Origin of the sequence: Flavobacterium sp. FlaQc-57 (assembly GCF_044007395.1) — a bacterium.
Lineage (GTDB): Bacteria > Bacteroidota > Bacteroidia > Flavobacteriales > Flavobacteriaceae > Flavobacterium.
Map to the genome: position 1 here is coordinate 80,543 of NZ_JBIPDA010000006.1, position 22,905 is coordinate 103,447.

Below are 22,905 nucleotides of genomic sequence, written 5' to 3' on the forward strand. Positions count from 1 at the left end.
TTATGAAATACATCAGAGCACTATTTTCAGGATTCCTAGTTTGGCTGAGCATTAGTATTTCTTTTTTTATTTTAGGAAAAATTCCTATTCTAAAAGATTCTTTCTTAACACAAGCGGGAATTGTAATGCTGCTAACTATTTTTTATGCGATTGCAGTGGCCAAATTTTATTATAGAAAAAAGTCTAACATTAAAGGTTTGAAACTTGGAATATTAATGTCTGGAACTGCTTTATTATTAGATACTTTTATAACAGTTCCTTTTGTTGAAATTCCGAATGGGAGAAATTATCAAAGTTTTTTTTATAGTCCGGTTTTATGGTTATTGGTATTTATCAATATAATGTCCGTTTATCTTTATTGGAGAAATACTAAAAATGCATACAAATAAAAAAAGCTTGTCTGTGTGTCACAGACAAGCTTTTCTATTCTTAAAACTTACGTATAATCAAACTTTGGGTGTAATTAGCAAAAAAAATTAACACATAGAATCATAGCTTTTAGATGTGCAAAAGAATACAAAAAAGAAACTAGTTTCTCACACATAGTTCTATGTTTATTAATACAAGTGAAACGCCTTACAAAGGTTCATAAAATCTATCCCGAAGCTTCGGGACTATGTGTTAAAAATAATTACACCCAACGGATTATAATTAAATTTCGATTTCTTTTGCGGCATCCTCTCTCCTTTTCGCCAACTGATTTACTCTCCAAATTAAAAACACAGTAAAAAGCGTAATTACAGAAATTACATATCCTAGAATATCATAATTTTCAAGTGGAGAAGATTTCGTTTCCTGATGCACAATAAACCCTGCACTAACCGCTGCAATTCCCCCTGCAATTTGCTGCATCGAAGAGGTTATTGACATATATGCACCACGATCTTTCATTTCTGGAATAGCAGTATTTAATGTCGTTGCAGGAACCATACGACTCATGATTCCCATAAACATAATCATAGTAAGTACTACAACTTGCCATAATGGTATTGGGCCAAGATTTGTATAAATAATTATCATAATGACAGAAAGTATTGATCCTGCGGTAAACAGTTTGAACTTACTTACTTTATCACTTAATTTTCCAACAATTGGCATAATAAACAATACCGAAAGTCCGGTTAAGAAAAATACCATTGGTAAATCTTCCTGGCTAATATGAATGTTGTTTACTAAGAAGACGCTTCCAAAAGGCTGCATCATAAAACCACCAACCGAAAGTAATGCAATTGCCGCAAAACCAATTTGATAATTTTTATTACTCAACGTATGCCAAAGATGTAAAAACGGACTTTTGTCTGATTGCAATTCTAAGTGTTTAGTAATGGCTGGCATTTGTGTAATGATCGCCAGTAAAATTATTACTCCCAAAACCGCAATCATTAAAAATGAAGAATGCCATCCCCAATGATTAGCGCAATACAATCCAAGCGGCACTCCTAAAATCTGGCTGGCACCATACGCCATTTGAATAAAACCCATAACGCGTCCGCGCTGGTGAATTATAAACAAATCAGTTACAATTGCTAAAGAAACAGAACCAATTACACCGCCAAAAAGTCCGGTAAAGATTCTTGCCAAAAGCAACGTGGTGTAACTTGTAGAAAGTGCGCAGAAAACAGTTCCGATAATGAATCCTGTGTAGAAGAAAAGCAAAAGCTTTTTTCTGTCAAATTTATCTGCGAAACCTGCAGCTAGTAAACCTGAAATTCCCGCACTAAAAGCATATGCAGAAACAGTGAATCCAAAATTTGCTGTTGTCATATCCAGCTTTTTCATTAAAATATCTCCCAAAGGCGAAATAACGATAAAATCAAGTATAACAGTAAACTGTAAAAGTGCTAATATGGCGATTATTATTTTTTGATTGGATGTGAAAGGCGGACTTTCTACAGTATCTTTTTTCATTTATTTTATAAAGTGTATTTGTTTACTCTAACTCTTGACATTCGTGACCGGATTCTGTAATCATATCTATAATGGTTTCCGGCTGAAGCGTTTCTGAAACAACACGAAGAACGCAATCGACATCTTCACAGTCAATACTCCATTGTTGAATATCGGAGTGATTATTAAGTTTTTGACGAACAGGACAATTTGGATCCTGATCTCCAATATTTGTTTTAAAAATATGTATTGTATTTAAATTGGTTTCCATAATTTTTCATGGTTTTAGCGCTTTTATCGTTGCCTTAAAAGCTTCTTGCATCATTTCTTTGGTAAGTGTAAATGGTTTTCCTCCCATACTCTTACCTTCAGTATGCAGGTTTAACAATGTGTATAACGGTCCGTAAGCAACAGACCAAAACACCTCAAATGTTAACGGAATAAGTTCTTTATTGCGTAATCCGTTATCGATAAACTCCTTCATAATCTGTCTAAAGTCAGAGAATTCTTTTATGGAGTCTAATATGGCTTCTCCATGAGGCGAATGTTTGACGATTTCAAAAAAAGCAACTTCTTTAGGATATTTCATCGTGAAATCTGCGCGGTTTTCCCATTGTTTCCACAGCCCTTCCTCAAAAGTCATTTTGGGCGAAAAATTTTTAATGGTACCTGTAAAAAACTTCAGAGCTATGATTGCACCTATTTTTTGTATTAAATCATCTTTGTCTTTATAATAGATGTATAGAGTTCCAACAGAAATAGAGCAGGCTTTTGCCAGCTTATTCATACTGAATCCCTGAAAACCTTCTTCTACAATTTGATCTATTGCAGTTGCGATTACCAGTTTCTCTTTATCAACATCTCTTATTCTCATTTCAATATTTTTTTGCAAAGATAAAATAATAAATGAATGAACATTCTTTTATTTATTGTTTTTTGAGATTTTTAGAAAATGAGTATCATGTTTTGTTACTAAAATCTAAATCTTTGGGGCTAACTAAAAAAACAAACACATAGAATCATAGGTTTTAGATATGTGAAAGAATACCAAAAAGAAACTAGTTTCTCACACATAGAACTATGTTTGTTGCTATTAGTGAAACGCCTTTTATAGATTTACAAACTCTATGTTTCTATGTGTTAAAAATAATTGCACACAATATCTTAGAAACTAAAAAGAATCAGCTCGTAAAGTTTTAGATATATCTTTTTATAAAATTTTAAAATATCAATGCGAATAGAAAAAAAATTTAATATTGAAACTCAAACGCTGTCATTAATTTAAAAATTATGTTAAGTTTGTATGTACAATTTTTGTAATTTATAAAACCATGAGTTTAAAAGACTTATTAGACGTTAGTAAAGACAAAAGCCTCTCTGGGCAAAAATGGCATATGCTAAGACAATCTATTACAAAAAGATTGTTATCAGGCGGTAATGCTACAATTGCAGAATTAAGTACAGAATTACAATCGAGTGTTCCCACTGTAACCAAGGCAGTTAATGAGTTATTAATTGAAGGTTACGTCGTTGATATGGGAAAAATCACCAACAGCGGCGGAAGAAGACCTTCTCTTTACAGTATTAATCCAACTTGTGCTTACTTTTTGGGTGTTGAAGTCGGGATAAGCAGTATGTCTATCGGATTGCAAAATATCAAAAATGAATTGGTTAGTGTCGATTTAGGCACTTCATTCATTCTTGAAAACTCTCAAAAATCATTATTAAAATTTTGCGAACTTATCAACTCTTTTATCGAAGATAGTTCTGTAGAGAAAAAAATGATCGTAGGCGTTTGCATCAACTTTTCGGGCCGAATCAATTCGATGGAAGGTTTTAGCTATAATTACTTCTTTAGCGAAAACAGACCTTTAAACGAAATCATCTCAGAGCAATTAGATCTTCCTGTTCATTTAGAAAATGATACCAGAGCTATGGCTTTTGGAGAATATTGCGAAGGTGTTGTAGACGATGAGCAAAATATAATTTTTGTGAATTACAGCTGGGGAGTCGCTATTGGAATGATTACAGATGGCAAACTATATTACGGAAAATCAGGTTATTCTGGAGAATTTGGACATAGTACTATTTTTAATAATGAGATTATGTGCCAATGCGGAAAATTGGGTTGTTTAGAAACCGAAATTTCCGGCTGGTCATTGATCAATCAATTTAAAGATGCCATAAACGAAGGAAAACTGTCAAAAGTTACTCTTGATGAAAGTTCTTCTACACTACAACATAATGCTATTATTGCGGGTGCCGTAAATCTTGAAGACACACTTTGTGTTGATCTGGTTACACAGCAAAGCGAAAAAATGGGACGTTATTTATCTATTTTATTAAATATCTTCAACCCTGATCTACTGGTAATTGGCGGAGATTTCGCACAACTTGGCGACTATGCACTACTACCAATTCAGTCTGCATTAAAAAAATATTCACTTGGTTTAGTTAACCGTGATATGAAACTTAAAAAGTCTACTTTAGGCCGTCGTGCGGGCGTTATCGGCGCATGTTGCGTTATCAAAGAAAAGATGTTATTTCCGTTAATTAATAACTAATTTTTTTTATCTCTTCCTTATTATTAAAATATTTTAATAACTAAACTTGTTATATTAAAATATTTTATATCTTTACCTCGTAATAAAAAATTAATTTATTCATAAAGTTATCCTAACATTTGCCACGAATACAAAATTTGGCTGTTAAATGATAATCAAATTGATAAATAGATTTACAAAAAACCAACAAATCACAAAAAACATATTATTCAAGGATATAACTAAATATTTACTGAATACAGAATTTAGAAAAAAGTAAGATAATAAAGTCAATCAATAATTAGCGAAAAAAGAAGCTTAGAATTTAAAGCTGGAAAGAGGAAAGAATACAAATTTTATATAAGTAAGAAAAAAAATTAAAGATCACACGCCAATCACAATAAATACAATTGCATACACCATCTGTTTTTAAATCATAAAAAAGCCAGCTAATGCTGGAAACATTGCTGGCCGGTTCCGTTAAGGAACAATGATTGGAAAATAGATATAGACCTTTAACAAAGTTATTATTAACCAAACCATTACAAAAGTATGAAATTATTGCCTAAAAGTAAACCTAAAGATTGTAGGTCTACTCCTAACCACGTAAAAGTTATTAAATTAACCTCAACGTTACTTTTAGTTTTCACCATGCAGTTAACTGCTGCAAAGACAGAAAAAAGTATTGTTTTTACAGATAAAAATGTAAAAAAGAATGATCCGATTCAGAAGAAAGTAACTGGACAAGTTACAAATGAAAAAGGCGAAGCTTTGCCTGGTGTAAATATCGTTGCTAAAGGAACTAATTTTAGCGCTCAAACAGATTTTGATGGAAAATTTTCTATAGAAGTACCTGATAATGCCACTACACTAGTTGTTTCTTATATTGGTCTGCAAGAACAAGAAGTAGCAATTGGTACAGCGCCTCTTAATATTGTTCTTAAAGAAATTGGACAACAAATGAATGAGGTTATTGTGGTAGGATACGGTTCTCAAAACAGAAGAACATTAAGTACTGCAGTTTCTAAACTAGACAAAAAAGTTTTAGAAAACGTACCTTATACAAACGTAACCCAATCATTACAAGGAAGTGTTACTGGTTTGGTGGTTAAAACATCATCTGGACAACCGGGAAAAGCTTCTAACATCTTGGTTCGTGGTGGTACATCGATCGATAATCCGTCTGGAGCTACTCCTTTATATATTGTAGATGGTGTGCTTCGTTCTCAAATTGATGATATTAACTCTTTTGATATTGCTTCGCTTCAGGTTCTTAAAGATGCGGCTGCAACATCAATCTACGGAGCTCGTGCCTCAAATGGTGTAATTATTATTACAACAAATACAGGTAAAGCAGGAAAAATGAAAATTACCTATAATGTTTCAACTCAAAACAGCAGAATTGGTAAAAAATACGATTTCATGGATGGAGGAGATTATATCAAATTCCAACGTCAAGGTTTGTACAATGCTGCCGAACTTGCGGGACTTTCGACTACAACAGGTATCGCAAGATTAGGTCAGTTAACTGGTGCAACTCCAGCTGGTACAGGTAACAACCTGCAAAACAACACGCCATTTGCTACTTTATTAAAATCTAATTTATCAGCAACGACAATTGGTCAATTACAAGCAAAAGGCTGGCAGGAAATGGCTGATCCTTTAAATCCTAATAGTACAATTATGTACAAAAGTACAGATTGGAATGATATTTTATTTCAAAATGCTATTACACAAAATCATAACCTGGGTATTAGCGGTGGTAATGATACTGGCCTTTTTGATTTAAGTTTAGGTTATTTAAAAGGTGATGGTATTACAATCTTTACTGGTTACCAAAGATTTACGGGTAAATTAAATGCTTCTTTAAAAGTAGCAGACAACTTTACAGTTAACAGTCATGTATTATTTTCTAAATCAAGTAATAATCAAGTGGTTGCAAATAGTGTAGTTTTCAACAGATATTTAGGAAACTCACCAACTACAAAATTATACTTAGAAGATGGAACATTGGCTCCGGGTCAAAATAACATCAACGGAAATCCATTATACCAAATGGGAAAAGTTAAAGGAATCAACGAAAACAACAAACTACAAATGAGCGTTGATGGTGAATTAACACTTGCCAAAGATTTCACGTTCATTCCTTCGATGTCTCTTTATAGCGAAAATGAAAATGACAACACATTTCAACAAGCTTTTTTAAGTGGTAGTAGTGGTTTAGTAGATAATACTCGTACAGCAACAAGATTGAGTAATCAAATTTATCAGGTGCAATACGAAGGTGTTTTTGCTTATAAAAAAGGATGGGATAATATTGGAGATTTTGATGCTAAGTTAGGAGTTTCAAAATACGACAGAACTATAAAAGCTTTTAATGCTTCTGGAAAAGGAAGTCCGTCAGATTTAGCACAAACTTTAGACTCGTCTCCAATTCCGGTTTCAGTTTACAGCAACAATACAAAATTGGTTTTAAATAGTGTTTTTGGTCGTGTAAATTATGATTATAAAAACAGATATTTTGCAACAGCATCTTTCCGTTATGATGGATCTTCAAGTTTAGGACCGGATAATAAATACGGTTTCTTCCCTGGAATTTCTGCAGGATGGAACATGCAGGAAGAAAAATTCTGGGAAAAAGTAATGCCAAAATTCTTTTCATCACTTAAACTTCGTGGAAGTTATGGTGTGAATGGTAACTTAGGTACTTTAGGTGATTTCCAGGCTGGAGGATTATATTCTGGTTCAACAAATGGAGTTGCTAACAGTTATAATGGACAATCGGCTATTATAAACTCGCAAATTGCAAATCCAGGTTTAAAATGGGAACAATCTGAAACTGTAAATGCAGGTTTCGATTTAGGTTTCAACGGAGATAAAATCAGAGTTATTGGAGATTTCTACAACAAATTAACTTCTGACTTATTAACGAATCTGACTTTACCATCAAATAGTGGTTTCACTACAGTTTTAACGAATCTTGGAGGATTAAGAAGTAAAGGTTTTGAGTTAGAAGTACAAGCTAATCTTTACAATCAAAACGATTGGAAAATTAATGTTGGAGCAAACGTTTCTCACAATACAAACACAATTGAAAAACTTCCGTTTAACGGAAATAAAAACAATAGAATTGGTGGAACTGAAATTTGGGATGCAAAAAGCGGTACTTATCAATACGTAGGAGGTTTACAAGAAGGACAAAAAATTGGAGATTTCTACGCACACAAACAATTGTACATTCTTTCTACGCAAGCAGAAGCTGATGCTTACAACTTAAAAGTTCATGATACTTATGTAACTAAAACAGCTGCAAACGGAGGAAATCCAGAAGGTAAAAAATTCGCTGGAGACGCAGTTTTTGCAGATACTGATAATAATGGTGTTATCGACAGTAAAGACAGAACTTACATGGGGAATATGTTCCCAACGTTTGTAGGAGGTTTCAACTTTGATGCAGCATACAAAGGATTCTCTGTAACTGTAAGAACAGATTACTCTTTAGGAGCTACAATTTACAACGAAGCAAGAGCTCGTTTCTTAGGTCAATTTCAAGGTAACTACGGATTATTGGCTGAAAGTGCACAATCTTGGCAAAAAGAAGGAGACATTACAGATGTACCTCGTTACCGTTGGGCAGATCAAACCAATCAAAACAACTTGTTTAGATCTGAAGCTAGTGGAGCAGCATACAACACAAATATGTTTCAAGGTAATAGCCGTTATTATGAAAGTGGAGATTATTTATGTATAAGAGAAATTACATTCAGCTATAGCTTCCCAAAAACATGGGTTGAAAAAGCAAGGTTAACATCACTACGTATGTATGTAACCGGAAGCAATTTATACTACTTTACTAAATACAAAGGATTGAGCCCTGAAGTACAAGGTATTGACGGAGGATCTAGTTTAGGATTAACTGCAGCAGGATCTACTGGTACCTACCCTGTTCCTAGAAATATTATCCTTGGTTTAAATATCACTTTGTAAATTTTAATAATAAAATCATGAAAAAGAAATTCCTTTTATATACAATACTATTTGCTAGTCTTTCTCTATTGAACTCATGTCAGGACGATTTAGAACTAACATCTGATAGTGTAATTACATCTGATAGTTTTTGGAAAACTGAAGATGACGCCAAAGCTGGCGTAAACGGTATGTATGTTAACTTTAGAATCCAGACTCAACAAAACTATTATTTGTTGGGTGGTGCAAGAAGTGCCGAAATAACAGGTGGTGTTCAGTCTCCATTAACATTAGCAAATTACTACAACAACAATCTTACGCCACAAAACATGGATGTAGATTGGGGAGGTTTATATACTGTAATTCATCAGGCAAATTTAGTTTTAAAGTACGTTCCGCAAATTCCATTTAGCCCAACTACAGCAGCTGAGCAAAAAAGATATCTTGCACAAGCATATTCAATGCGTGCTTTATGTTACTTTATCATGGCTCGTTCATGGGGCGGAGTGCCAATTGTTACTGAACCAACAGAAAATACCAATCAGTCTCAATATATTATTCCGCGTAATAGTATCGAAGAAACATTTGCTTTCATCAAAAAAGATATTGATTTAGCAATTGCAAACTATCCTGATACAGCTAATAATAAAATACAATTATCACTTCCATCAATATACGCTTTAAAAGCTGATGTAAACTTATGGACAGCGAAACGATTAGGTGGAGGAACAACCGATTTAAATACGGCTTTAACAGCTATCAATACGATCCCGGGAACTCCAAGTTTATTACCAAGCTTTAAAGATGTTTTTGCATATGACAAAAAAGCAAATGCCGAAGTAGTTTTTGCAGTTCGTTATTCTGTTACTGATTTACCATCAAATTTATCAGACAACTGGAATCAGTTTATGTTTGTTGGACCGGCAGATTTTGCACCATTAACATCTGCAGCTGCAACTGCAACTTTTGGAACTCTGGGAACAGGTGCCGGTAATGCAGGTATTTCAAGAGTTCAACCGGATATTACAAGATTTAATTTTGCTGCCACAGATACAAGAAAAGCAGCAACTTACCTAACTTTATACAATGGCGCTGTTCCTGTAGTTACAGGTTTGGTAAAATACAACGGAACTGTTGACGGAACGATCAGACGTTTTGTAAGTGATATCATCATTTACCGTTGGGCAGATATCTTGTTAATGAAAGCGGAGATTAAAAATGCTTTAGGACAAGATCCAACTACAGAAATGAATTTGGTAATGCAAAGAGCAGACGCTTCTTCATCTTTCACAAACAGTACACCAACTGCTAATGATGATGCAATTTTAAAGGAGCGTTTGAAAGAATTGGCTTTTGAAGGAAAAGCCTGGTGGGATTTAGTTCGTTTCAATAGAACAAGTTGGGTACCATCAATGGCTGGAAAACAAATATTGTTTCCTATCTCTCAAAACACAATCAACTTTAATCCAAAAATTACGCAAAATCCAATCTAAAATCCGGATCTAAAAATTACAGTTTAAAATTAGACTGGAAATACAAAAGTTTCCAGTCTAATAAAACAAAAAAACATAAACAATTAAAATTAAACTCATGAAAATTCAACATTTACAAGGTCTGATTTCTGCTCCTTTTACTCCTTTTGACAGCAACGGAAAACTAGATGTAAGCCTTATTCCTTCTTATTACGCTTTCCTAAAAAGAAACGGAGTTACCGGAGCTTTTATTAACGGATCAACAGGCGAAGGAGTTTCAATTACATTAGCAGAAAAAAAAGCTGTTGCACAAGCTTGGGCAGATTGTTCTAATCACGATGCCGATTTTAAAGTAATGGTTTTCCTTGGTGGAACTTGTCTTGCTGACTGCATTGATTTGGCTAAACATGCTTACGAAATTGGTTTATACGCTGTTTCATTAACAGGTGCTTTTTACTTTAAACCTGCAAACGTTGATGTTTTAGCAGAAACTTGTATTAAAGTGGGAGAAAGCGTACCAAACATGCCATTGTATTACTATCATATTCCAGTTTTAACAGGAGTAAACGTTGCAATGTATGACTTGGTAAGAGCTCTAGATGGTAAACTTCCAAACTTTGCCGGAGTAAAATATACGCACGAAGACTTTATGGATTTCCAGAGTTGTATGAGTTACGAAAACGGAAAATTTGATATGCTTTGGGGACGTGACGAAAATATGTTATCAGCTTTAGTATTAGGTGCAAAAGGCGCTGTTGGAAGTACTTTCAATTATGCAGCTCCATTATACTATGATTTAATTGATGCTTTTAATAATAATGATTTGGTTAAGGCTCGCGCACTTCAACAAAAATCAATCGACATGATTCGTTTCCTGGGTAAATATGGCGGAATCTCTGTTGGAAAAGCCTATATGAAATTAGTTGGTCACGATTTAGGAGAATTCAGATTACCGGTTAAAAATATGAGTGCAGCACAATTTGAATTGTTCAAACAAGATGTTGCAGGTTTAAATTTCGATGCTTTTAAATCAAAATAAACAGTTCGTTTTTTTTAAAACAAACACTATGAATAAGTCAATTTCTACCATAATCCTTACTATTTCAATTATGTCAACAACGCTTGGTTTTTCGCAAAAAACAAATATCACAAATGTCGAATGGAAAAAAGCTGCACAATTGCAAAATGCAGATGGAAGTGTTTCATTGGGATTTGCGGGTCCAATTAACGGAGTAACCAATGACGTTTTGATTGTTGCAGGCGGAGCAAATTTTCAGGACAAAATGCCTTGGGAAGGTGGAAAAAAACATTATTCGAATGAAATTCATGTTTTACAAAAAGTTGGCGATCAATACAATTGGAACAAAAAAAACACAAGTACTTTACCGGAACCTATCGCCTATCCGGGAAATACAACTACAAAATTAGGAATTGTTTATGTAGGTGGAGAAAATGAAAACGGCCTTTCGAACAAAGCTTTTATCCTCAATTGGAATGCAGCTAAAAATGAAGTTGAAACAAAATCATTACCTGATTTTCCAATTGCAATTACCAATATCGCGCTAACACATAGTGAGAATGTAGTTTATGCGATTGGTGGAGATGAAGCAAAAAAATCATCAGATCTTCTTTTCAGTATTGATTTGAATGCTGAAAAACCTGAATGGAAATTGTTGACCAAATTGCCTTTTGCTTTAGCAAATTCGGTTTCAGTTATCCAAAATGGTAAAATTTATGTTGTTGGAGGAAGAACTAAAACGCCATCAGGAATAAGCGATTTGCATAACACCACTTTGGTTTTTGATCTAAAAAAGCAAGTTTGGGAAAGCAAAGCTGATATCTCTGATGGAAAAAATACCACCAACTTTTCGGCCGGTGCCGGAGTTGCTGTTGGAAAAGAGTCTATTTTAATAGTTGGTGGAGATAACGGCACTACTTTTCATAAAATCGAAACGTATTTATCTCAAATCGCACAAGCGACTTCTGAAGAAGAAAAATCAAGGCTTATCGCCGAAAAAAACATATTAAATACAACCCACAAAGGTTTTTACAACGACATTTTATTATACAACACACATACAAATAAATGGTCAAAAATTGGTGAACTGCCTTTTCTTGCTCATGTAACAACAACAGCAGTAATCTGGAATGATAAAATTGTTTTATCGAACGGAGAAATAAAACCGGGAATTCGTACGCCTGATGTTATGTTGGGAACTATTAAATAATTAATTCAACAGTTGTTATTTAGACTTGACAGGTTTAACAACAATGAAAATAAAATCTGTTCAATCTGCCTAATCTGCGAGAAAAAAATTAAACACATAGGAATATAGATTCAAATTGAAAAAAAGTTCATTAAAAAAAACACGTTTTCACACATAGTTCTATAAGTTTTATTTGAAGTGAAGCACCTTTTCACACAATACAAACTATGTCTCTATGTGTTAAAATAAAATGCAACCGATTAAATAAAATATAAAGCATATCAAAATATGAAAAACTCTAAATATTATCCTTGGTTAGTAGTCGCGTTACTCTGGATTGTAGCGTTGCTAAACTACATGGATAGGCAAATGCTGGCAACCATGAGACCTTCTATGGAAGCTGACATTCCTGAATTGGTATCAGGCGAGAATTTTGGACGTTTAATGGCAATATTTCTTTGGATCTATGCTTTAATGAGCCCTGTTTCAGGTATTATCGCCGACAAGTTAAACCGAAAATGGTTAATCATTGGTAGTTTGTTTGTGTGGTCAGCCGTTACATATGCGATGGGTTATGCCACAACATACAATCAGATTTATTGGTTAAGAGCCGTTATGGGCGTGAGTGAAGCTTTATACATTCCTGCCGGTTTATCCTTAATTGCCGATTATCACCAGCAAAAAACAAGATCGCTTGCTATTGGTATTCATATGACAGGCCTTTATGTTGGATCAGCTTTGGGAGGATTTGGAGCTACAATCGCAGCAAAATTTTCATGGCATACTACTTTTCATCATTTTGGTATTATTGGAATTGTTTATTCAATCGTTTTGGTTTTCTTTTTAAGTGAGAAAAAATTACTTACCAAAACTTTTGATCCTCAATTTAATAAAACACACGAAAAAGATTCCCTCTTTAAAGGATTGGCATTATTGTTTACCAACATTTCATTTTGGGTAATCTTATTTTATTTCGCGATTATCAGTTTACCGGGCTGGGCTACTAAAAACTGGCTGCCTACCCTATTCTCAGATAATTTAGGAATATCGATGGATCAGGCTGGTCCTATCGCAACAATTACAATCTCATTCTCATCATTAATCGGAGTAATCTTTGGAGGAATTTTATCTGATAAATGGGTACAAAAAAACATAAAGGGAAGAGTTTATACCAGTGCAATTGGACTGAGTTTAACTATTCCCGCATTAATGCTGATTGGTTTTGGGCATTCATTATTTCACGTAGTTGGAGCGGTTTTATGTTTTGGTATAGGATATGGAATGTTTGATGCAAATAATATGCCCATCATCTGTCAATTTGTTTCGTCTAAACACCGGGCAACGGCTTATGGTGTACTAAATATGACTGGAGTTGGTTGTGGCGCGTTGGTCACGTCGTTACTTGGTAAATCAGCTGACACCGGAACTCTAGGTTTTGGTTTTGCCTTAATGGCCGGTGTCGTGTTGATTGCGTTATTCGTTCAAGTTAGTTTTCTGCGTCCAAAAGTAAATGATTTTGCAGATGCCTAGAAACTAGTCGTTCACACCCCCTTTTAAATTTTAAAAATTGTTAGTTGGCTTTTTGTTTTTTATAAGCTAGGGCGGAGCCATGCGTTCTGCCCAGCTAATAAATGCCACATTTTTAATATTAGCTCTAAAAAAAATGAGAACAAAAAAACGGAATATTTTCATCGTCACACTTTTACTTTCAATGATGCTGCATCTTGAAATGACAGCGCAACAAACCCTTACAAAAATAGCTTGTATTGGAGATTCAGTAACTGCGGGTTATCTTTTAACTAATCCCTCGACTGAATCTTATCCTTCGCAGCTTCAAGTTTTAATGGGCAGTCAATATGAAGTCAAAAATTTTGGACACAGCGGAGCCACTCTTTTAAAGAAAGGAAGTACGCCTTATTTTAAAACTGAAAAATGTGCCGAAGCCATTGCATATCGTCCAGATGTTGCCATAATTCATTTGGGATTAAACGATACTGATCCTAGAAATTGGGCGAATTACAGAGAAGATTTTGATGCCGATTATTCCTGGTTAATTGATACTTTAAAGAAACAAAATCCGGCAGTAAAAATCTACATCTGCAGAATGACTCCGATATTCAATGAGCATTCGCGTTTTAAATCAGGAACCCGAGATTGGTTTTGGCAAATTCAGGAACATATTGCCACAATTGCAAAAGCCAATAAAGTTAACTTAATAGACCTTCACGAAAAATTATACAATCGTCCTGATCTTTTTCCGGACGCTTTACATCCGATAAAAGAAGGCGCAACGATTCTGGCTCAAACAGTTTACGGAAATATTACCAAAGATTTTGGAGGATTACAATTAGCGCCAATTTTCACTGATAATATGGTGCTTCAACGCAACCAGCCCATTTTAATTTATGGAAATGCAAATGGTGGCGAGAAAATCGAAATCGTATTTAACAATCAGAAAAAAATTATAACAGCAAACGAATACGGAAAATGGAAAGCTGTTTTTCCTGCAATGAAATCTGGCGGAACGCATCAAATTACGATTTCATCAAATAGAAAAAATATCGTTTTAAAAAACATTCTAATTGGAGATGTTTGGTTTTGTTCCGGACAATCGAATATGGCTTTTGAGTTACAAAAATCAGAAAACGGAATTGCCGAAGTAAAGAAAGCCTTAAATAATACCACACTTCGATTATTCAATTATAGAGCAATTGAAGAAACTGACGACAAGGCCTGGGATTCTATCACATTACAAAAAACAAATCAATTACAATATTTTTCCGGGAAATGGGCCATTAGTGATTCAATAAGTGCCAAAGACTTTTCGGCAATAGCCTATTACTTTGGACAAAATATCGCTCGGGAAGAAAATGTTCCGGTTGGTTTAATACAAGTTGCCGTTGGCGGTTCTCCCATAGAATCCTGGATTGATCGCTATACTTTCGAACACGATGACAAAGTTGTTGACGCATTAACCAACTGGCGAAAATCTGATTTCATCATGCCGTGGGTTAGATCTCGAGCCGATGTTAATTTGAAAGATGCCAAAAACCCAAAACAACGACATCCTTACGCGCCTTGTTACAATTTTGAAGCTGGCGTATCGCATTTTACCGAATTCCCCATAAAAGGAATTATTTGGTACCAAGGCGAAAGCAACGCTCATAATATTGAATTGTACGAACATTTAATGCCCATTTTAGTTGAGAGTTGGCGTAAAGCCTGGGGAACTTCCCTTCCTTTCTATTACGTTCAATTGTCAGGTATCGATCGTCCAACATGGCCTTTGTTTAGAGATGCCCAAAATAGAATACAAAAAGAAATCCCAAATAGCGGTATGGCAGTTAGTATGGATTATGGTGATTCTACTAATGTTCATCCTATCAGAAAAAAACAAGTTGCTGATCGTCTCGCACTTTTGGCATTAAAATACACTTACGGCAAAGCCATAACAGCAAATGGCCCACAAGCAGTAAAAGCAACACAAAAAGGAGATGCAATTCTAATTTCTTTTTCGAATGCAAAACAATTATCCACGGCAAATAAAAAAGAACTTATCGGTTTTGAGTTAGTAACCGAGAAAGGAATTAGGATAGAAAGTAGCGCCACAATTATCGGAAATGAAGTTAGGATTCATATTCCAAAAGACGAAAAAATAAAAACAGTCTTATATGCGTGGAAGCCTTACACAAGGGCAAACTTAACAAACGAAGCCAATTTGCCCTGTTCGACTTTTCAATTCGAAGTAAGCTCCGAAAGTAAAAAATAAAATCTGTGTAAAAAAAATTAAACACATAGAAACATAGATTTTAATACGCAAAAAGAGAATTAAAGAAAATACATTTTCCACACATAGCACTATGAGTTTTATTTGGAATGAAATGCCTTTTTACGCTCCAAAAAACTATGTTTCTATGTGTTTAAAAAATTAAAAAACTTACGAAATCAACACTTAGTAAATATAAAACACTAAGTCTAAAACATATATAAAATGAGTTATTCAAAAACTGATCTAATACACTTAAAAGACTTTTATCAGAACCAATTACTAAATAATACTGTACCATTTTGGTTTCCTCATTCGGTTGATCCCATTCACGGAGGTTATTTATTGATGCGTGATCAAAAAGGAAATTTAATCGATGACGATAAATCGGTTTGGTTTCAAGGACGAGTTTCTTGGTTATTGGCTACACTTTATAATACAGTTGAACCAAAACAACAATGGTTAGACGATGCAAAATCAGGAATCGATTTTATGAATCAGCATTGTTTTGATACGGATGGAAGAATGTTTTTTCACGTAACACGCGACGGAAGTCCAATTCGTAAACGCCGTTATTATTTTTCTGAAACATTTGCCGTTATTGCGATGAGCGCTTACGCAAAAGCCAGCGGAGATGAAAAAATTGCAGAACAGGCACGCTATTTATTTGGTGAATGTATCAAATATTCGACCACTCCGGGATTGTTGGAACCTAAATATACATCAGTTCGTCCGTCAAAAGGAATTGGTTCTCCAATGATTATGATCAATACGGCGCAACAACTCCGAGATACTATTGGTGACCCGCGTTGCGACGACTATATCACGAAATGCATTGCTGAAATCGAAAATGATTTTGTAAAAGACGATATAAAATGTGTTATGGAACAAGTGGCTCCAGATGGTTCTATAATCGATCATATCGACGGCCGTACCTTGAATCCGGGTCATGCTATTGAGGGCGCATGGTTTATATTGCACGAAGCAAAACACAGAAATAATGATCCGCATTTAATTGCATTAGGTTGTAAAATGCTCGATTATATGTGGGAACGTGGTTGGGATAAAGAACACGGCGGAATTTTATATTTCTGCGACGTATACGGTCAACCCGTTCAGGAATACTGGCAAGACATGAAGTTTTGGTGGCCTCATAATGAAGTCATCATTGCAACATTACTGGCTTACACTATGACCGGAGATGAAAAATATGCAAAATGGCATAAAATGATTCACGATTACTCGTACAGTAAATTCCATGATAAAGAAAATGGAGAATGGTTTGGCTATTTACATCGTGACGGAAGTGTAGCGCAAACAGCTAAAGGAAATCTTTTTAAAGGACCTTTTCATTTGCCTCGTCAGGAATGGTATTGTACACAAATACTAAACGAATATCTTGAAAAAAACAATTAATAATCTCTTGAATATAATTTCTAACACATAGAATCATAGTTTTTAGATAGGCAAAAGAAAAAAAGAAACTAGTTTCTCACACATAGTCCCGAAGCCTCGGAATTTGTTAATGCAAGTGAAACGCCTATTATAGATTTGCAAAATCTATGTCTCTATGTGTTAAATAAAATCACAAAGATTATATTCGAATCAGTATTATGATAGTTTAGCAATTACATCAAGTAGTTCATTATTAAATCTTACGCTTATTAACCAATTTTAACCAAATATTAAAAACTATGAAAAAATCATTACTCTTTTTATGTTCGTGTTTTATGTGTTTTTACTGTGCAAGTAGTAATGCACAAAGTGGTAAGGTTTTGAACCTCGATGGAATTTCTACTTTTATGACTGTTCCAGATCATACTGATTTGGACTTTGGCGCTGGCCAAAACAAAACTATTACTTGTTGGATTAAAACGACAACCAATACAGGTACTCCAAGAATTTTTGCAAAAAGAACCGGAGCTTCCGGAAACGGATATGAATTTTGGACTGGAAATGGTACGAATGCCGGAAAATTTGCCATGAATATGAGTGGTACGGGAACTCCAAATAACATTAGTACAGCAGGATATTCAGCAAATTCAATTGCTGACGGAACCTGGCATCATATTGCTTTGGTTATAGATGCTTCAAGTAATCGAACTATGTACGGTTATATTGATGGCGTTCTGGCTAATACAGGTAAAACATTTACCTCGGTTAGTTCAGATTTTTCTAATGCTGTCAATTTTGTAGTTGGAGCAACTTCTGATGCCGCCAATAGTTATAAATGGGCAGGTCAAATTGACAATGTCCGCGTTTGGAATAAAGCGATGACTGCACTTGAATTGCAAGCTGATATGACCGCGGTCGTAAATGCTCCAGCAACTAATCTTCTGGCTGCTTGGAATTTTGATAACATAAGTGGCACTTCAGTTCCTGATGTTTCCGGAAACAATCATCCCGGAACTTTGGTTGGATCACCAACAGTATCAAATGCTTTTCCGAACATTTTATCTTTAGATGGTGTCAATGATTATATGTCAGTGGCTAATCATAGTGATTTTAATATTGCAGCCGGTCAAAATCTAACGGTTACTCTTAAAATCAAAACGTCTGATACTGGAAAACGTATTTTGAGCAAACGCCCAAATGGTGCCGGAATTGGGTATGAATTTATCAATAACACTTCGTCTGGCGGAGGACAATTTGGAGTAAATTTAACGACAAGTATCGGTGCTGCCGGGCCTCCATATGGAACATCAAATATAGCCGATAATACTTGGCACCATTTAGCAATGGTAATTGATGTTGCTTCGACAAGCTGCAAAATTTATGTTGATGGTGTTTTGCAACAAACTAAAACGACATCAAACATTAGCGCAACCAGCACCGTTTCGAACACAGGAGATTTATTGTTTGGAACGCTTAGCAATTTTGCATCTTATATGAATGCACAATTAGACGATATTCGTTTTTGGAATAAAGCGATGTCGGCTGCCGAAATAGTGACCGATAAAACCGCCATTGTAACTGGAACCGAAACCAATTTAATTGCCGCTTGGGATTTTGAAAATATAACCGGTACAAATGTTCCTGACATTTCCGGACACAATCATCCCGGTACATTAAACAACGGAGCAGCTGTAATTGCGCAAACCAACGAAATGCAAATTAACTCAGTTTCATTAGTACAGACTGAATTACCAACTGGTATTGGAGATCTAAACCAACGCATTATTGCCGTGAAAGCTTCTGTAAGCGGAACATTAAATCCGTTAACGATGAGTGCTCTAAAATTTACAATGACTGGAACTACCAATGTTTCTGATGTTACCAATATCAAAGTTTATTCTAACGGAGCTACCGCAATTTTCAATCCTGCAACAGCAACTTTATTTGGAACTGTAACTCCCGCGAGTGGAAATCTTGTTGCAAATGGTTCAAAAGCATTATCAAACGGAGATAATTACTTTTTTATAACTTATGATGTTTCAGCATCTGCAACGGAAGGAAATTTATTAGATGCTACTTGTGAATCTATTGTAGCAAATAGCATTACATACAATACGACAACCAATACAGTTACGGGAAATCGTGTGATTTTATTAACCAATACCCTTTTGTTTACACCGGGAGATGCAGGATCATCAAACTATCGTATTCCTGCAATTATTACTGCTGCCGATGGATCTTTGGTAACTGTAACGGATAAAAGATGGAATGGTGCCGGAGATTTGGCAGCTAAAATTGATCCTGTAGTTCGTCGTAGTACTGACAATGGTAAAACTTGGTCTGCACCTTTAACGATTGCTAATTTTGGAGCTTCAACAGGAGCGGGAGACGCGGCTTTGGTTTTGGATAAAACTACTGGCGAATTAATTTGTTTGGTTTCTGCCGAGAAAGGTTTCTTTGCTTCTACAAATGCTGCACCTGCAAAAATTTTAGTTATTCACAGTACAGACAACGGTATCACTTGGGGAACGCCAGTTGATATTACAAGTCAAATTTATGGTCCAAATCCAAATTGGAAAGGGCTATTTGTAGCTTCAGGAAGAGCGCATCAATTGCGTGACGGAAAAATTGTGGCGGCTATTGCAGTACGCGAAAATGTATCTGGAGTTGAACACATCAATAATTATATGATTACAAGCGCTGATCACGGAATAACCTGGACAGCATCTACAGGAAGAGCAGAATTAGACGGTGACGAATCGAAAGTTGTTGAGTTGAATAATGGTAACATCATGATGAGTATTCGTAATACTGGAACACGCCGATTCAATGTTTCTACAGACAAAGGTGCAACTTGGGGAACCGCTTACAATCAAGCAAGTATAACTGACCCAAATTGTGATGGTGATTTTATTCGCTATACTTCTACCCTTGACGGTTATGATAAAAATCGCTTATTACATTCTATTCCGTTTTCAGGCAGTAGAAAAAATGTAAGCGTTCAAATGAGTACTGATGAAGGAACAACTTGGGGATCACCAAAAACTATTTTTCCGGGAGCATCAGCTTATTCAAGTTTAACGATTTTATCAGATGGAACTATTGGTATTTATTATGAAAATGGAGAAAGTTCAACTTATCAAATGTACTTTGTACGCTTTAGCTTAAACTGGTTGACAAATGGTGCTGATACGTTTGTGCCAGCAGATAGTAATACACTAAGCAAAAAATCGCTACAAAGTGACGCTACTGAAGATCAAACATTTGGTATTGGTATAAACCCAAATCCTACTGAAGATTTAATAAAACTTAGCATTAACAACGCCAAAGGAAAAGTGATCATAACAATATTTGATTTGTCCGGTAAAATGATCTGTACTGAAACCTTAAATTCAAATGAAAAAGAAACTTTCTTTTCATTGGGAAATCAGCCTAAAGGTATTTATATTGTAAATGCAAATGATACAAATACAACTATTAGCAGTAAAATAATAAAGAAATAAAATTAAAAAATGAAACAAGCGATTATCAATACGACCGTGCATACAGGTGATGAAATTATTACCAACGGAGTTATTATCATCGAAAACGGAAAAATCGTATCGGTTCAAAAGGAGATTCCAGATGATATTGAAACGATTGATTTAAAAGGAAAACATATTGCAGCAGGCTTTATCGATATCCAGATTAACGGAGGGGAAAAACTTTATTTTAGTCAGACTCCTACCGAAGAAACGATTCAGGATATTTATGATGCAAGTCTCAAATACGGAACCACTCACGTACTTCCGTGTTTAATATCGTCTTCTCACGAAACCATTCTCCAAGGAATTGAAGCTGTTCGCAATTATAGAAATAAGTATGATAATGGCGTGATCGGAATGCATTTGGAAGGTCCGTTTTTAAATCCGTTAAAACGTGGTGCGCATAGTATTGATCAGGTCCGAAAACCAACGAATGCAGAGCTTGAAGAAATTATCAGACTTGGAAAAGGTGTTATCAAAGTCATCACGATTGCACCGGAATGTTTTACAGACGAGCAACTGAATATGCTGTTAGAAAGTGACATTGTAATCTCAATTGGACATTCGACAGTTACACATAAAGAAGCTCAGGTTTACTTTTCAAAAGGAATCAAACTCGTAACACATTTATTCAATGCAATGACACAATTTGGTCATCGCGAGCCCGGTTTGGTTGGCGCCACTCTTGAAGACGAAAATGTCTTTGCTCCTGTTATTTTAGATGGCGCACATTGCGATTATGCAGCAGCAAAATTGGCGTACAAATTAAAACAGGACAAATTCTTTTTAATTAGTGACGCCACCTTTTTAGGTCGAAAAGTAGCATACTTTAAATGGGATAATTTCGATGCACATTTAGACAATGGCTTTTACAGAAATGATGATGGCAATTTGGCCGGAGCGACAATCTCTATGCTGGAAGCCGTACAAAATGCGTATAACCATTTAGATGTTTCGGCAGACGAAGCGATTAAAATGGCAACTTCGCGCGTTGCAAGTGCAATTGGTCTAGAAAATCAATTCGGAAAAATAAAAGCTGGATTTCCGGCAAGTTTTGTACAATTTAATGATGATTTATCTGAAATAGAAACTTTGAATTTTTCTAAAACCTCATCAACTATTTCATAAAATGATCAAAGAAAAAATGCTCCCGATTACCACTAAAATCAAAGAATTTAAAATCATTTTTGCCGGACTTTTATTTTCCTTTTTATGGGCTTCTGCATCTACTGCAACCAAAATCGGATTACATGCTGCGCAGCCTTTTGTGATTTCAATCTTTAGATTTATAATAGCCGGGAGCATTATGCTTTTCATTTCACATATCGTAATGACAAAACGCTTTCCGCAAAAAAAAGAGTGGATTCAAATCAGTATTTATGGTTTGTTCAATATCACTTTTTATTTGGGATTGTATGTTGTTGCCATGCAAAAAGTATCCGCTGGTTTGGGGAGTTTGGCTGTTGCGACTAATCCTGTTTTTATTGTTTTGATCTCGGCTATTTGGTTATCGCATAAAATCAAATTTAAAAACATTCTGAGTTTAGTTCTTTGTTTTATTGGCGTATTTCTAGCGGCATACCCATTATTACAAAGCAGTTTTGCTACCCCCGGCGGCATACTTATTTTAGTTACAAGCATGATTGCTTACTCATTAGGAACAATATATTATTCAAAACAAAACTGGAACGGATTACACATTCTGACCATAAATGGGTGGCAAACCATTATTGGAGCAGTATTTCTGCTACCAGTTTTATTTATAACCTATCAGGCTGACAAAAATATTTTTGACAGTGATTTTTGGTTTTCTACTTCATGGCTGGCCATTGCCGTTTCTATTGGAGCTGTTCAGTTTTGGTTGTACTTATTAAAAATCAACCCGATAAAAGCTTCCTATTGGCTTTTCCTTTGTCCAATATTCGGGTTTTTAATAGCTCATTTTATGGTCAAAGAACCACTTACCTTATATACCTTTTCCGGAGTTTTCTTCGTAATAATCGGATTGTACACGAGCCTTTCTTCAGACAAGAAAACAAAAGAATGAACCGGAATATATCCTGTACAAAACCAAAATAATTATGATCAAATTTAAAAGTTCTTATTCCTATTGATTTTTACCTTCGCTTTAATAAAAATTTGAAA

At 35.0% G+C, this 22,905-nt stretch carries 15 protein-coding genes; 12 read left to right on the forward strand and 3 right to left on the reverse strand.

The window, feature by feature from the left end:
- Positions 1-2 precede the first annotated feature (2 nt).
- Positions 3-389 (forward strand): DUF5367 family protein, encoded by a 387-nt coding sequence (locus ACHRVZ_RS17630; RefSeq protein ID WP_395424203.1) that lies wholly within the window; start codon positions 3-5, stop codon positions 387-389.
- Positions 390-651: 262 nt separating this feature from the next.
- Here ACHRVZ_RS17630 and ACHRVZ_RS17635 read toward each other — a convergent pair whose 3' ends face one another.
- The 3 genes from ACHRVZ_RS17635 to ACHRVZ_RS17645 are packed head-to-tail and all read right to left on the reverse strand — an operon-like array spanning position 652 to position 2,761.
- Positions 652-1,908 (reverse strand): MFS transporter, encoded by a 1,257-nt coding sequence (locus tag ACHRVZ_RS17635; protein ID WP_395424204.1) that lies wholly within the window; start codon positions 1,906-1,908, stop codon positions 652-654.
- 22 nt (positions 1,909-1,930) lie between these two features.
- On the reverse strand, positions 1,931-2,158 hold the full coding sequence (locus ACHRVZ_RS17640) for a hypothetical protein (protein ID WP_395424205.1): 228 nt from the start codon (positions 2,156-2,158) through the stop codon (positions 1,931-1,933).
- A gap of 6 nt (positions 2,159-2,164) precedes the next feature.
- Positions 2,165-2,761 (reverse strand): TetR/AcrR family transcriptional regulator, encoded by a 597-nt coding sequence (locus ACHRVZ_RS17645; protein ID WP_395424206.1) that lies wholly within the window; start codon positions 2,759-2,761, stop codon positions 2,165-2,167.
- 457 nt (positions 2,762-3,218) lie between these two features.
- Here ACHRVZ_RS17645 and ACHRVZ_RS17650 point away from each other — a divergent pair, with 457 nt between their 5' ends.
- The 11 genes from ACHRVZ_RS17650 (at position 3,219) to ACHRVZ_RS17700 (ending at position 22,807) form a co-directional block, all read left to right on the forward strand.
- The gene (locus ACHRVZ_RS17650) at positions 3,219-4,451 is read left to right on the forward strand and encodes an ROK family protein (protein ID WP_395424207.1); all 1,233 of its coding nucleotides are present in this window, start codon (positions 3,219-3,221) and stop codon (positions 4,449-4,451) included.
- A gap of 531 nt (positions 4,452-4,982) precedes the next feature.
- Entirely contained in the window at positions 4,983-8,417 is a 3,435-nt protein-coding gene (locus tag ACHRVZ_RS17655; RefSeq protein WP_395424208.1) for a SusC/RagA family TonB-linked outer membrane protein, read from the forward strand.
- Positions 8,418-8,434: 17 nt separating this feature from the next.
- A complete protein-coding gene (locus tag ACHRVZ_RS17660) occupies positions 8,435-9,889 on the forward strand; it encodes a RagB/SusD family nutrient uptake outer membrane protein (RefSeq protein WP_395424209.1) in 1,455 nt (484 codons plus the stop codon).
- A gap of 97 nt (positions 9,890-9,986) precedes the next feature.
- A complete protein-coding gene (locus tag ACHRVZ_RS17665) occupies positions 9,987-10,907 on the forward strand; it encodes a dihydrodipicolinate synthase family protein (protein ID WP_395424210.1) in 921 nt (306 codons plus the stop codon).
- Positions 10,908-10,935: 28 nt separating this feature from the next.
- Positions 10,936-12,096, forward strand: coding sequence for a galactose oxidase (locus ACHRVZ_RS17670; protein WP_395424211.1), 1,161 nt, complete (start codon positions 10,936-10,938; stop codon positions 12,094-12,096).
- Between the two features lie 267 nt (positions 12,097-12,363).
- Positions 12,364-13,605, forward strand: a complete 1,242-nt coding sequence (locus ACHRVZ_RS17675; protein WP_395424212.1) for an MFS transporter — start codon at positions 12,364-12,366, stop codon at positions 13,603-13,605.
- Between the two features lie 133 nt (positions 13,606-13,738).
- Positions 13,739-15,844, forward strand: coding sequence for a GDSL-type esterase/lipase family protein (locus tag ACHRVZ_RS17680; RefSeq protein WP_395424213.1), 2,106 nt, complete (start codon positions 13,739-13,741; stop codon positions 15,842-15,844).
- 222 nt (positions 15,845-16,066) lie between these two features.
- Positions 16,067-17,257: an AGE family epimerase/isomerase gene (locus tag ACHRVZ_RS17685; protein ID WP_395424214.1), complete on the forward strand. Its 1,191-nt coding sequence runs from the start codon at positions 16,067-16,069 to the stop codon at positions 17,255-17,257.
- Positions 17,258-17,535: 278 nt separating this feature from the next.
- A complete protein-coding gene (locus ACHRVZ_RS17690; RefSeq protein WP_395424215.1) occupies positions 17,536-20,739 on the forward strand; it encodes a LamG-like jellyroll fold domain-containing protein in 3,204 nt (1,067 codons plus the stop codon).
- 9 nt (positions 20,740-20,748) lie between these two features.
- Positions 20,749-21,888, forward strand: coding sequence for an N-acetylglucosamine-6-phosphate deacetylase (nagA, locus tag ACHRVZ_RS17695; RefSeq protein WP_395424216.1), 1,140 nt, complete (start codon positions 20,749-20,751; stop codon positions 21,886-21,888).
- 1 nt (position 21,889) lies between these two features.
- On the forward strand, positions 21,890-22,807 hold the full coding sequence (locus ACHRVZ_RS17700) for a DMT family transporter (RefSeq protein WP_395424217.1): 918 nt from the start codon (positions 21,890-21,892) through the stop codon (positions 22,805-22,807).
- Positions 22,808-22,905: the final 98 nt, after the last annotated feature.

Bases quoted from the DNA above. Each gene is read 5' to 3' on its own strand.
- ACHRVZ_RS17685 (WP_395424214.1), top strand. From the start codon at position 16,067: ATGAGTTATTCAAAAACTGATCTAATACACTTAAAAGACTTTTATCAG.
- ACHRVZ_RS17630 (WP_395424203.1), top strand. From the start codon at position 3: ATGAAATACATCAGAGCACTATTTTCAGGATTCCTAGTTTGGCTGAGC.
- ACHRVZ_RS17675 (WP_395424212.1), top strand. From the start codon at position 12,364: ATGAAAAACTCTAAATATTATCCTTGGTTAGTAGTCGCGTTACTCTGG.
- ACHRVZ_RS17700 (WP_395424217.1), top strand. From the start codon at position 21,890: ATGATCAAAGAAAAAATGCTCCCGATTACCACTAAAATCAAAGAATTT.
- ACHRVZ_RS17655 (WP_395424208.1), top strand. From the start codon at position 4,983: ATGAAATTATTGCCTAAAAGTAAACCTAAAGATTGTAGGTCTACTCCT.
- ACHRVZ_RS17640 (WP_395424205.1), bottom strand. From the start codon at position 2,158: ATGGAAACCAATTTAAATACAATACATATTTTTAAAACAAATATTGGA.
- ACHRVZ_RS17665 (WP_395424210.1), top strand. From the start codon at position 9,987: ATGAAAATTCAACATTTACAAGGTCTGATTTCTGCTCCTTTTACTCCT.
- ACHRVZ_RS17690 (WP_395424215.1), top strand. From the start codon at position 17,536: ATGAAAAAATCATTACTCTTTTTATGTTCGTGTTTTATGTGTTTTTAC.
- ACHRVZ_RS17650 (WP_395424207.1), top strand. From the start codon at position 3,219: ATGAGTTTAAAAGACTTATTAGACGTTAGTAAAGACAAAAGCCTCTCT.
- ACHRVZ_RS17660 (WP_395424209.1), top strand. From the start codon at position 8,435: ATGAAAAAGAAATTCCTTTTATATACAATACTATTTGCTAGTCTTTCT.
- ACHRVZ_RS17670 (WP_395424211.1), top strand. From the start codon at position 10,936: ATGAATAAGTCAATTTCTACCATAATCCTTACTATTTCAATTATGTCA.
- ACHRVZ_RS17645 (WP_395424206.1), bottom strand. From the start codon at position 2,761: ATGAGAATAAGAGATGTTGATAAAGAGAAACTGGTAATCGCAACTGCA.
- ACHRVZ_RS17680 (WP_395424213.1), top strand. From the start codon at position 13,739: ATGAGAACAAAAAAACGGAATATTTTCATCGTCACACTTTTACTTTCA.
- nagA (WP_395424216.1), top strand. From the start codon at position 20,749: ATGAAACAAGCGATTATCAATACGACCGTGCATACAGGTGATGAAATT.
- ACHRVZ_RS17635 (WP_395424204.1), bottom strand. From the start codon at position 1,908: ATGAAAAAAGATACTGTAGAAAGTCCGCCTTTCACATCCAATCAAAAA.